Here is a 12,137-nt window from a genome sequence, read left to right as displayed (position 1 = left end):
GCACTCCTAAAACGAATGTGTTTCGTTTATTGTGTAATGAACCGACACCGTTGGCAAGAGCTGGGAGAAAATCAGATGGGACGACCCAAGGTCGCAATCCTGTCGAGCGACCGGATCGCCGACGCCGCAATGGAGCTGGTCGAGGCGACCGGCGGCTTCACCATTCCCGAGCTGGCCCGCAAGCTCAAGGTCAGCCCGTCCTCGCTGTACAACCACGTCGCCGGCCGGGAGCAGATCGTCGAACTGCTACGAGACAAGGCCATGAGCACCGTCGACCTGCCCGAACTGGACGGCCCGTGGCTCGACGTGCTCGCCGCGATCATGCGCTCCTACCGGCGCAGCTACGCCCGCTACCCACGACTCATTCCGCTGCTCACCGCGTATCCGGTCGGCAGCGCGCACGCGGTGACCATGTACAACGCGCTGGCCGCCACGCTGACCCGGGCCGGTTTCGACGCCGCGGACACCCTGCGCGTCCTCACCCTGATCGACAGCTTCGTCCTCGGTTCGGCGCTGGACGCCGCGGCACCGGAGGCGCCCTGGGGTGACAGCCCCGAGGTCGGCCCGGAACTCGCCCAAGCCCTGGCCACCGGCACGCCCACCACCGACCGCGCCGACGATGCCTTCGAATACGGCCTGGCCGTGCTGCTCCGCGGGCTGGGTGAACACTGAAAATTTCGCTGATCCAAACTGTTCACCCCGCCTGCACCGCCCCGTCGAATGGAGTCGACCCACCCCCAACCTGATTTGAGGACGCTCCACCATGGCAGCGCAGCCACGACAACTGCACCTGAACGCGTTCCTCCGAAACATCGGTCAGCACGAGGCCGCTTGGCGGTTGCCCGAAACCCAGATCTCGGGCGTCACCGACATCGATCACTACATCGACCTGGCCCGCACCGCCGAGCGCGGCACCCTGGACGCGATCTTCTTCGCCGACCACCCGGTACTCAAGGACAAGACCGAGTTTCGTCCGTTCGACGCCCTGGACCCGTTCACCCTGGTGACCGCGCTGTCCGGAGTCACCCGCCAGATCGGCCTAGTCTCCACCGCGTCGACGACCTACAACGATCCGTACAGTCTGGCCCGGCGGTTCGCCACGCTGGACCATGTCAGCAAGGGCCGTGCCGGCTGGAACATCGTCACCACCGCGAACGCGTCCGCCGCCGCCAACTTCGGCTATCCCAATCACCCGGACCCCGACCACCGCTACCGCCGCGCCGACGAGTTCCTACAGGTCGCCCTGCAGTTGTGGGACAGCTGGGAGGACGACGCGATCGTCGGCGACAAGGACGCGCCACGGTTCGTCGACCCCGCCAAGATCCACCGCATCGACCATGTCGGCGAACACTTCTCGGTCACCGGACCGCTGGAGGTGCCGCGCTCACCGCAGGGCCATCCGGCGCTGTTCCAGGCCGGGTCCTCTGAACCCGGCAAGGAGTTCGCCACACGCTACGCCGAGGCCATCTTCACCGCGCAACCCACGCTGGCCGAGGCGCGCGAGTTCTATACCGACGTCAAGAACCGGGTGCGCACCCACGGCCGCAACCCCGACAACGTGCACATCCTGCCCGGCCTGTCGGCGATCATCGGCGGCACCGAGGCCGAGGCGCAGGCCCTGCAGCGTCAACTCGAAGAGCTGACCGTGCCGGACTACGGCCTGGAGCAGCTCAGCAGCATCGTCGGCTTCCCGGTAACCCACGATGATCTGGACCGGCCCCTGCAGTTCCCGGAGAACCAGGACAGCGCAACCCATTTCATCAAGAGCCGCTACGCGCTGATAAAGCGGCTGGTGGAAACCGAGGATCTGACGGTGCGGGAACTATTGCTCCGCCTGAGTTCCGGACGCGGACACCGACTGATCGCCGGCACGCCCGAACAGATCGCCGATGACATCGAGGAGTGGTTCACCACCGGCGGCGCCGACGGATTCAACCTCATCCCGCCCGCACTGCCCTCGTCGCTGGCCGCGTTCGTCGACCATGTGGTGCCGGAACTGCGGCGCCGCAACCTGTTCCGCACCGAGTACACCGGCAGCACCCTGCGCGAGCACCTGGGCCTGCCGCGTCCGACCAACCGTTTCAGCACCGGTGCGGGGTCTTCCGTATCGGCTGCCAGCTAGGAGCCACCTCATGCGTCCGTTGTCCACCCTGTTCCGCCTCGCGGCCGTCACCGCCGTGACGGTGGGAACGCTGACCGCGTGCGGTTCGGCCGACACCGACAAACCGGCCGGTGCGGCGCTGGCCGCCGACGCCACGCTGCCGATCGAGGTACCTGCAGGCACCAAACTGGTGGTGGCCGACGATGCCAACCGGATGAAGACGTTGTTCGCCCTGTCCGGCGAGCAGGACAAATTGACCGCCGAGGTCAGCTACGCCAACTTCAGCAGCGGACCGCTGCGGCTGGAAGCCATCCGGTCCGGAAACGCCCAACTCGGCCGCGTCGGAGACGTGCCACCGATCCTGGCGCAGTTCTCCGATGCGGGCGTGCCGACCGTCGGGACCGTTCGTTATGACGGACCCGGGGCCACCCTGGCCACCGCGCCTGGATCCGGCATCAACACCCTGGAAGACCTCGCCGGCAAGCGCATCGCCATCAACGAGGGCACCGCCCAGCAGGCCATCGTGCTGCGCAATCTGAAGGCCGCCGGCCTGTCCATCGAGGATGTCGCACCGATCAACCTGGGCCTGGCCGAATTTGCCGACGGTCTGCGCGCCGACCAGGTCGACGCGGCGGTGCTCAAACAGCCCGACCGATTCCGGTACCTGGCCTCCACAGAAGGCAAGGGCAGTAAGGAGATTCCCAACGCTCCCGGCGCCAACCCGGGTCTGTACCACGTGTACGCCAGCAATGTGGCCCTGCAGGATCCGGCGCAGGCCGCCGCGGTCCGCGAGTTCGTCATCCGTTGGTACCGCGCCGAACAGTGGCTCAACGACAACAAGGACGTCTGGATCCAGGAGTACCTGATCAAGGATCAGAAGGTGTCACCCGAAGACGCCGCCGCGATCGCCGAGTCCGACGGTATGAGCAGCGTCCCGGGATTCACCGACGACGTGATCAACACCCAGCAGGAGACCATCGATCTTCTGCAGAGCGCCGGCGCGTTCAAGGGCAAGGATCTTGTGGCGCGTGACGAATTCGACATCCGCTTCGGCGATCTGACGCCCAACGCGCCACTGCCCGCCGGAGCGACGCAGTAGTCGGCATCGGGGGAACACCATGACCAGCACGCGGACCGTACCGGCACCACCGAACACCGCCGGCGAATTCCCGGACCTGGAACACCGTTCGGGAACCAACCGACGCCGCCGGCTCGGGCCGGGCCGGGCCATCCCCGGCGCGCTGGCGCTGGGCCCGCTGCTGCTGCTGGCCATCTGGTTCGTCACCTCCGAAACCGGGGTCCTTGATCCCGGCACGTTGCCGCACCCGTTCGACATCGCCCGCAGCGCGGCCGAACTCTGGTCCGACGGCCGGTTGCCCGACAACATCCTCGCCTCCCTCAAACTGGCGTCTGTCTCCCTGGCCATCGGTGTGGCGCTGGGCCTGGTGCTGGCGCTGATCTCCGGGCTGAGCCGCATCGGCGAGGCCGTCGTCGACGGGCCCATCCAGGTCAAGCGGGCGGTGCCGACGTTGGCGATCATCCCACTGGCCATCATCTGGTTCGGTATCGGCGACACCATGAAGATCATCATCATCGCCACCAGCGTGCTGATCCCGGTCTACATCAACACCACCGCTCAGCTCAAAGGCGTGGACCTGCGCCACGTCGAGTTGGCCGAGACGGTCGGGCTGACGCGTGCGCAGTTCATCCGCAAGGTCGCGATCCCGGGTGCGCTGCCCGGGTTCTTCACCGGATTGCGCCTGGCGGTGACGATCTCGTGGACCGCACTGGTGGTCGTCGAACAGGTCAACGCCACCGAGGGCATCGGCTTCCTGATGACCCAGGCCCGGCTGTACGGGCAGCTGGAGATCGTCGTCGTCGGACTGGTGGTCTACGCGATGTTCGGCCTGACCGGTGACTACATCGTGCGCGCCATCGAAAGGAGGGCGCTGTCATGGCGACGGGCACTCGGGACCTGATCGAAAAATCCGGCGCCGTCACGGGTTACGGCGACCCGGTCGCGGCGGTGCGCACCCTGACCCGCTCCTTCGGCGACAAGAAGGTGCTCGACAGAGTCGACCTGACGATCCACCGCGGCGAGTTCGTCGCGCTGCTGGGTCGCAGCGGATCGGGCAAGAGCACCCTGCTTCGGGCGCTGGCCGGACTCGATCACGGCGTGGCCGGCGACGGGGACCTCTACGTCTCCCGCGATGTCTCGGTGGTGTTCCAGGATTCCCGGCTACTGCCATGGGCGCGGGTGCTCGACAACGTCACCCTCGGACTGTCCGGTCGCGATGTCGGTGACCGCGGCGCCACCGTGCTGGCCGATGTCGGGCTGCCCCGCCGCGAACGCGCCTGGCCCTACGCGCTGTCCGGCGGTGAGCAGCAGCGTGTCGCGCTGGCCCGCTCACTGGTCCGTAACCCGGCGCTGCTGCTGGCCGACGAACCGTTCGGTGCGCTGGACGCGCTGACCCGCATCCGGATGCACACGCTGCTACAGGATCTGTGCGCCAAATACCGGCCTGGTGTGCTGCTGGTGACCCACGATGTCGACGAGGCGGTGGTGCTCGCCGACCGGGTGCTGGTGCTCGACAACGGCCGTTTTGTCGCCGACCGCACCCTGGACTTCCACGGCGAGCAAGAACGCGACTACCGCAATCCGCAGTTCGTCGCGCATCGCGAGGCGTTGCTGAGCGCGCTGGGTGTCACGTTCGACTCGCACTGAGCGCAACCCCTGACCCTCCACCGAGCCCGCCCTATGGTCGGCAAATGGCTCAACCCGCGAAGTTGAACGAGGACTGGCTGGCCGTGATCGTCGGCCTGACCCTGCTCGCTCTGGTATTGGCCGGCGCGATCCCGGGCAGCGTGATCCCGTGACCGAAACCGACAAGACCGACATCAGCACCGACGCCGACGCTCGCTCGTCGAAACTGAGTTACGCCGTCGCGGGTGTGCTGGTGGTGATCGCGCTCGGTGCGGCTACCCGATTCCTGGAGCAGCAGGTCCCGGGCTGGACCGCCGACACAGCGCTGGCCAAGGTCGCCAAGTCGATCGAGTTCCCGATCTATGCCATCGCACTCGGCCTACTCGGCAACTACCTGCTGTCCAAACTGGCTCTGCGCGAGGCGCTTTCCCGCGGCTTCCGCACCGAGTTCTTCATCAAGACCGGACTGGTACTGCTCGGCGCGTCGATCAATCTCAAGCTGTTGGTCACCGCCGCCGGGCCTGCGATCATCCAGGCGCTGCTGTTGATCACCATTGTGTTCGGCTTCACCTGGTGGCTCGGCGGCAAGCTCGGCCTCGACGACAAGCTGCGCGCGCTGCTGGCATCGGCGGTTTCCATCTGCGGCGTCAGTGCCGCCATCGCCGCCGCCGGCGCCGTACAGGCCAAACGTGAACAACTGGCCTACGCCGCCTCGCTGGTGATCATCTTCGCGCTGCCCTCGATCTTCCTGCTGCCCTGGCTGGCGCAGGTTTTCGGGCTGTCCGACGCGGTGGCCGGGGCCTGGATCGGCGGCAACATCGACACCACCGCCGCCGTCGCCGCAGCCGGTGCGATCGCCGGCGAGGAGGCGCTGCAGATCGCCACCATCGTCAAAACGACCCAGAACGCCCTGATCGGCGTCGTCGCGATCGCACTGACCGCCTACTTCGCCCTCAAGGTCGAACGGAAGACCGGGGCCCAAGCACGCCCATCCCTGCGCGAGTTCTGGGACCGCTTCCCCAAGTTCGTGCTCGGATTCATCGCGGCATCGATCATCGGCACGCTGTATCTGCAGTTCGGTGGCGACAAGGCCGACATCACGACCGTCAACGACCTGCGCACCTGGTTCCTGATCTTCGCGTTCGTCGCCATCGGGCTGGAGTTCTCGCTTCGTGGCCTGCGTGAGGCGGGTTGGCGGCCCGTCGTATTGTTCGCGTCGGCGACCGTGGTCAACATCGTGGCGGCGCTCGGTCTGGCCACACTGCTCTTCGGGAACTTCACGCTGTAATCCCATCCGCGAACGACCGCATACTGTCCGCGGCGTCGGCGTGGCGCTGTACAGACACGGCCGCTCGCGGCGAAGTACGCTCACGCACGTGCCGGCATCCTGGTCGAGGCGAGGGTTCCTGCTGACGCTTGCCGCCGGGACATCAGCCGCGCTGACCGCCTGCACGTCCAAACCACCCACCGGCGAGATCGCCGACGACGGCTCGGTCACCGTCACACATGCCTTCGGCGAGACCAGGATTGCGGCGCTACCCACTCGGGTGGTCAGCGCCGGGCTCACCGGCCAGGACTGCCTGCTGGCCGTCGGTGTCAGCCCCGTCGGGGTCACCGAGTGGTTCGGCGGGCAACCGTTCGCGGTGTGGCCGTGGGCGATCGGTGCCCTCGGAACAGCCCAACCCGCCGTCCTCAACCTCGACAACGGCATCAGCTTCGAGGCCATCACCGCGCTGAACCCCGATCTGATCATCGCGACCAACGCCGGGCTGGACCGCGACACCTACACCCGGCTGTCCGCGGTCGCCCCGACCATCGCGCAGTCCGGGACGCAGGCGTTCTTCGAGCCGTGGCGGGATCAGGCCACCGCGATCGGTGCGGCGGTGTTCAAACACGACGAGATGCAGCAGCTGATCACCAATATCGACAACCGATTCACCGCGCAGGCCACCGAACAGTTCAAGGGCAAGCGGGCGCTGCTGCTGCAGGGCAGCCTCGACGACGGTGATCTGGTGACCACACCACCGGGGTGGCGCACCGAGTTCCTCACCCAGCTCGGGTTCGAGACACCCGAGATCGACCCGGTGGTGCCGCGCGCCGAGATGGCGCAGGTGCTCGAGAGCGCCGATGTGCTCATCTGGTGCGCCGACGACCCCGAGACCGCCGCGCTGACCGCCGACCCGATCGTCGCCGAGCAGGGCCGGCGCAATGTGTTCACCGGCCGCGACCTGGCCGCCGCGATCGCCTTCAGCTCGCCGCTGTCGCTGCCGGCGGTCGCCGACCAGCTGCCGCCGATGCTGGGCACCGCACTGGCCTGAGAAGATACTCAGGTGAGCAGCCCGACCGACACCGCCGATCGCCCGTCCTACGCCCAGGTCGGTTCGGCCTACTATCCGATCTTCGTCGCGGTGTTCACCGCGCTGGTCATCATCTCCAACGTCACCGCCACCAAGGGTGTGGAATTCGGCCCGATCATCACCGACGGCGGGTTCCTGGTGTTCCCGCTGACCTATGTGATCGGCGATGTGCTCTCCGAGGTGTACGGCTTCAAGGCCGCGCGCAAGGCGATCCTGCTGGGCTTCGCGATGAACATCCTGGCCGCCGTGGTCTTCTGGGCCACCGTCTATCTGCCCGCCGCCGACTTCTATCCCAACCAGGAACACCTGGAGAACATCGTCAGCTCCTACACGGGGCTGATCATCGCCGGGATGGCCGGTTTCCTGGTCGGGCAGACGCTGAACGCCTGGTCGCTGGTGTTGATCAAGGAACGGACCAAGGAGAAGCATCTGTGGGCGCGCCTGGTCGGCTCGACGTTCGTCGGGCAGCTGGGCGACACCGTGGTGTTCTGTGCCATCGCGGCCGGCGTCATCGGCATCTCGTCGTTCAGTGACTTCCTGATCTACACCGCCCAGGGCTGGTTCTACAAGACCATCGTCGAGGTCGTCATGCTGCCGATCACCTACCGGGTGATCGCGATCGTCAAGCGTCGCGAACCGACGTATCAGCCCGCGATCTGAAGAGGCTCTAAGGCTCCTCTGGCAAAGCGATCAGACGCCTCGTAAATCAACTTACTCGGCGGTAGCTTCGGTAGATGACCGTGACAACGGAGATTCAAGTGCCCGCTTCACTGGGCGTCATTCGCGATTATGGGGATCAGGCGCTGCTGCTCGAGTTCGACAGCACCGCGGCGGTATTGGCCTGGACCGACACCCTGGCCCGCGCCGGCCTGCCCGGTGTCCTGGACATCGTCCCGGCCTCGCGCACCGTGCTGTGCAAGCTCGCAGGCCCGCAGTACCTGGCGCCCACACGGCAACGGCTGCAGAAGCTGGCACTGCACGAGGCCGTCGCGGACATGGCGAAAGCCGCACAACCCGATGTGGTGATCGACGTGACCTATGACGGTGCCGATCTCGACGATGTCGCCGAGCTCACCGGCCTGGGCCGCACCGAGGTCGTCGCGGCCCACACCGGCAGCCTCTGGCAGGTCGGATTCGGCGGTTTCGCACCGGGATTCGCCTATCTGGTCGGCGGCGATCCCCGGCTGCAGGTACCGCGCAAGGCCGAGCCCCGCACCCGGGTCCCGGCCGGGTCGGTCGGCCTGGCCGGAGAGTTCAGCGGTGTCTACCCGCGGGAATCCCCCGGCGGCTGGCAGCTGATCGGCCGCACCGAGGCGGTGCTGTTCGACGTCACCCGACCCCAACCCGCCCTGCTGACGCCGGGCATGACCGTCGCCTTCCGGGAGGCCTGACATGAGTGTGACGCTGGAAATCCTGCGGACCGGCCCGATGGCTCTCGTCGAGGACCTCGGCCGACCGGGTATGGCGCATATGGGTGTCTCCCGTTCGGGGGCGGCCGACCGGCGGGCACATTCGCTGGCCAACCGGCTGGTGGCCAATCCGAGCGAGCGGGCCACCGTGGAGGTCACCTTCGGCGGCTTCTCGGCCCGGGTCCGCGGCGGTGATGTGGCGATCGCCGTCACCGGTGCCGACACCGACCCGGCGGTCAACGGAGTTCCCTTCGGCACCAACAGCATCCATTACGTGCGCGACGGCGAGGTGATCTCGCTGGGCGCACCGCATGCCGGGCTGCGCAGCTATCTGGCGGTGCGCGGCGGGATCGACGTGGAACCGGTGCTGGGCTCGCGCAGTTATGACGTGATGTCGGCGATCGGGCCGGCACCGCTGCGGCCCGGTGATGTGCTGCCCGTCGGTGTGCACACCGACGATTTCCCCGAGCTCGACCAGGCGCCGGTCGCCGCGATCGCCCCGGAGATCCTGGAACTGCAGGTGGTGCCGGGTCCGCGTGACGACTGGTTCGTCGACCCCGATTACCTGGTGCGCACCAACTGGCTGGTGACCAACCGCAGCGACCGGGTCGGTATGCGGCTGATGGGGATGCCGCTGGAGTACCGCTGGCCGGACCGGCAGCTGCCCAGCGAGGGTGCGACCCGCGGTGCGATCCAGGTCCCGCCCAACGGTTTTCCGGTGATCCTGGGTCCGGATCACCCGGTGACCGGCGGCTATCCGGTGATCGGCGTGGTCACCGACGCCGACATCGACAAGCTGGGCCAGGTGCGTCCGGGCCAGACAGTTCGGTTGCACTGGTCGCGGCCCCGCCGACCCATCTGATTTTGGTGGTAAAAGCCGCCCGCTTGGATTGGTGGTAGAAAAATGAGGTGCGCAGTCACACGCAGCCGGTACCCGGTGCGGTGCGGGAGATCCATACCGCCCGCCTGATCCACACGGCCGATCTGGACACCGAGACGCACAGCGACGCGCACCGGATGGTGGTCGACGCCTTCGAAGGTGACTTCGACGAGGCCGACTGGGAACACGCGCTGGGCGGGATGCACGCCCTGATCGGTCACCGCGGCGCCATCATCGCGCACGGCGCGGTGGTGCAGCGTCGCCTGTTCCACAACGACACCGCGCTGCGCTGCGGCTACATCGAGGCCGTCGCGGTCCGGGAGGACTGGCGCGGGCAGGGTCTGGCGACCGCGATCATGGACGCCCTGGAGCAGGTGCTGCGCGGCGCCTATCAGCTGGGTGCCCTCGGCGCCTCCGAGGACGGTCGCCGACTGTATCCGCCGCGCGGGTGGCAGCAGTGGACGGGCCCGTTGTCGGTGCTGTCTCCCACCGGCCGGGTGCGCACCCCCGAGGACGACGGTGGGGTGTTCGTGCTGCCGATATCGGTGGAGCTGGACACCGAGGCGGAACTGAGTTGTGATTGGCGCGACGGCGACGTCTGGTAGAAAACACCAGTTCAGGACCTCACAGCCGACCCTGATCCGCGGTGAGCGGAAGTTCACGGCCGGGTTATCGACAGCAGCGTTCGCGCAACAAACGACTCCTAGCCTCTTGCCAATGTCTCAAGCAGTTCAGCCCACTGCGACACCCGCGCGCAACCGCGGAGTAACAACCAAGAAACACCGACTGAATACACAGGTGACATGACCGGACCCGATTGGGCACCGCTCACCGGGTTCCGGGTGGCGGTCACCTCGGCACGCCGCGCCGAGGAGCTCGGCGCGCTGCTGACCCGGCGCGGCGCCGACGTGACCAGCGCGGCGGCCATCTGCATGGTGCCGCTGCCCGACGACGACGAGCTGCGCGCCAACACCGAGGCGCTGATCGCGAGCCCGCCCGATATCGTCATCGCCACCACCGGCATCGGCTTGCGCGGCTGGATCGCCGCCGCCGACGGGTGGGGGCTGGCCCACGATCTGACGGCCGCGCTGGGCAACGCGCGCATCGTGTCACGCGGGCCGAAGGCCACCGGGGCGCTACGGGCCGCCGGGCTGCCCGAGGAGTGGTCACCGGAATCGGAGTCCTCGCGCGAGCTGCTGCACTACCTGCTCGAGGGCGGCATCGTCGGGATGCGGGTCGCCGTGCAGCTGCACGGCACCAACGACGACTGGGATCCGTTCCCCGAGTTCCTCGACGAGATGCGGGCCGCCGGCGCCGACGTCGTCCCGATCCGGGTGTACCGCTGGAACCCCGCGCCCCGCAACGGGCCGTTCGACCAGCTGGTGCTCGGCATCGCCGATCAACGCTTCGACGCCGTCAGCTTCACCTCCGCACCGGCGGTGGCCGCGCTGCTGCTGCGCGCCAAGGATCTCGGTGTGGAGCCCGCCGTCCTGGACGCGCTGCGCACCAACGTGCACGCCATGTGCGTGGGGCCGATCACCGCCCGTCCGCTGGTCCGGCTCGGTGTGCCGACCTCGGCCCCGGAGCGGATGCGCCTCGGTGCGCTGGCCCGTCACATCACCGATGAGCTGCCGCTGTTGCAGTCCCGCCGGATGCACGTCGCCGGGCATGTGTTGGAGATCCGCGGTACCTGCGTGCTGGTCGACGATGTGGTCAAGGAGCTGCCGCCGGCCAGCATGGCGACCATCCGGGCACTCGCGCACCGGCCGGGTGCGGTGGTGTCCCGCAATGACCTGCTCAGCGCGCTGCCCGGTGGCGGCACCGACACCCATGCCGTCGAGACCGCCGTGCTGCGCCTGCGAACCGCGTTGGGCGACAAGAACATCGTGTCCACGGTGGTCAAACGCGGCTACCGGTTGGCCATCGACGAACATCCGCTGGGCGTCTCATGAACCGGCAGGCTTCGGCGGTGCTGGTCGCCCACGGCACCCGCAAACCCGGTGGTGTCAGCATGGTCCACGAGCTGGCAGACCGGGTCGCCGTGGTGCTGGGCCGGAAGGTGCACGTCGCGTTCGTCGACGTGCTGGGCCCCACCCCGTCGCAGGTGCTCGACGGCCTGCCGCACGATCGGCCTGCGGTGCTGGTGCCGGCCTTTCTGGCCGGCGGTTATCACGTCCGCGTCGACGTGCCCGCCCATGTCCAGGCCAGCACACACCCGGCGGTGACCGTCACCCGCCCGCTCGGTCCGTGCGCCGGCTCGGTCCGGGTGCTGGCCGATCGGTTACAGGAATCGGGTTGGCGTTGCGGGGATTCGGTGATCCTGGCCGCCGCCGGTACCTCGGACCGCAGCGCCCAGTCCGATCTGCGCCAGACTGCGGCCATGTTGTCGGCCCTGATCGGGGACCGGGTGGAGCTCGGCTACGCCGCCACCGGCGCGCCGACGGTGGCTGCCGCCGTGCAGGCCGCCCGGGCCCACGGTGCCCGGCGCGTCACGATCGCCTCCTACCTGCTGGCCGACGGGTTGTTCCAGGACCGGCTGCGTGACGCCGGGGCGGACCTGGTCACCGAGCCGCTGGGCCTGCACCCCGGGATGGTCCGACTGATCGCCGGCCGGTTCCGGCGCGCGGACGCGGTACGGCTGCCCGTCGCGGCCTGACCTGCCGATTCGAGGGCAGCACGATTCCTC

Annotated in this window: 13 protein-coding genes; all 13 read left to right on the top strand. The window is 67.9% G+C overall.

Translation table 11 applies throughout. The annotated features are described in order from the left end of the window. Positions 1–75 precede the first annotated feature (75 nt). Positions 76–672: a TetR/AcrR family transcriptional regulator C-terminal domain-containing protein gene (locus ACLBYA_RS05885; RefSeq protein WP_447708416.1), complete on the top strand. Its 597-nt coding sequence runs from the start codon at positions 76–78 to the stop codon at positions 670–672. 91 nt (positions 673–763) lie between these two features. Further along, positions 764–2,122: an LLM class flavin-dependent oxidoreductase gene (locus ACLBYA_RS05880; protein WP_447708415.1), complete on the top strand. Its 1,359-nt coding sequence runs from the start codon at positions 764–766 to the stop codon at positions 2,120–2,122. A 10-nt stretch (positions 2,123–2,132) separates the two neighbouring features. After that, entirely contained in the window at positions 2,133–3,200 is a 1,068-nt protein-coding gene (locus ACLBYA_RS05875) for an ABC transporter substrate-binding protein (protein ID WP_447708414.1), read from the top strand. Positions 3,201–3,219: 19 nt separating this feature from the next. Continuing rightward, positions 3,220–4,080: an ABC transporter permease gene (locus ACLBYA_RS05870; RefSeq protein ID WP_447708413.1), complete on the top strand. Its 861-nt coding sequence runs from the start codon at positions 3,220–3,222 to the stop codon at positions 4,078–4,080. After that, positions 4,056–4,826, top strand: a complete 771-nt coding sequence (locus tag ACLBYA_RS05865; RefSeq protein WP_447708412.1) for an ABC transporter ATP-binding protein — start codon at positions 4,056–4,058, stop codon at positions 4,824–4,826. Before ACLBYA_RS05870 ends, ACLBYA_RS05865 begins: the two co-directional genes overlap by 25 nt. A gap of 172 nt (positions 4,827–4,998) precedes the next feature. Further along, the gene (locus ACLBYA_RS05860) at positions 4,999–6,093 is read left to right on the top strand and encodes a YeiH family protein (RefSeq protein ID WP_447708662.1); all 1,095 of its coding nucleotides are present in this window, start codon (positions 4,999–5,001) and stop codon (positions 6,091–6,093) included. A gap of 88 nt (positions 6,094–6,181) precedes the next feature. Continuing rightward, positions 6,182–7,123 carry an ABC transporter substrate-binding protein gene (locus ACLBYA_RS05855; RefSeq protein ID WP_447708411.1) on the top strand — a complete coding sequence of 314 codons (942 nt, stop codon included), beginning with the start codon at positions 6,182–6,184 and terminating at the stop codon, positions 7,121–7,123. A 12-nt stretch (positions 7,124–7,135) separates the two neighbouring features. Then, complete coding sequence (locus tag ACLBYA_RS05850; protein WP_447708410.1) at positions 7,136–7,822, top strand: queuosine precursor transporter; 687 nt, start codon at positions 7,136–7,138, stop codon at positions 7,820–7,822. Positions 7,823–7,896: 74 nt separating this feature from the next. Next, positions 7,897–8,553 carry a 5-oxoprolinase subunit B family protein gene (locus ACLBYA_RS05845; protein ID WP_447708409.1) on the top strand — a complete coding sequence of 219 codons (657 nt, stop codon included), beginning with the start codon at positions 7,897–7,899 and terminating at the stop codon, positions 8,551–8,553. Between the two features lies 1 nt (position 8,554). Beyond that, complete coding sequence (locus ACLBYA_RS05840) at positions 8,555–9,433, top strand: 5-oxoprolinase/urea amidolyase family protein (RefSeq protein WP_447708408.1); 879 nt, start codon at positions 8,555–8,557, stop codon at positions 9,431–9,433. A gap of 47 nt (positions 9,434–9,480) precedes the next feature. Beyond that, complete coding sequence (locus tag ACLBYA_RS05835; RefSeq protein WP_447708407.1) at positions 9,481–10,056, top strand: GNAT family N-acetyltransferase; 576 nt, start codon at positions 9,481–9,483, stop codon at positions 10,054–10,056. A gap of 198 nt (positions 10,057–10,254) precedes the next feature. Next, positions 10,255–11,403, top strand: a complete 1,149-nt coding sequence (locus ACLBYA_RS05830; RefSeq protein WP_447708406.1) for a uroporphyrinogen-III synthase — start codon at positions 10,255–10,257, stop codon at positions 11,401–11,403. Beyond that, positions 11,400–12,107: a sirohydrochlorin chelatase gene (locus tag ACLBYA_RS05825; RefSeq protein WP_447708405.1), complete on the top strand. Its 708-nt coding sequence runs from the start codon at positions 11,400–11,402 to the stop codon at positions 12,105–12,107. Before ACLBYA_RS05830 ends, ACLBYA_RS05825 begins: the two co-directional genes overlap by 4 nt. Positions 12,108–12,137 lie beyond the last annotated feature (30 nt).

This window comes from Mycobacterium sp. C31M (assembly GCF_053345865.1).
Note: the sequence above shows the minus strand (reverse complement) of the source record. Positions and strands in the feature narration are given on the sequence as shown.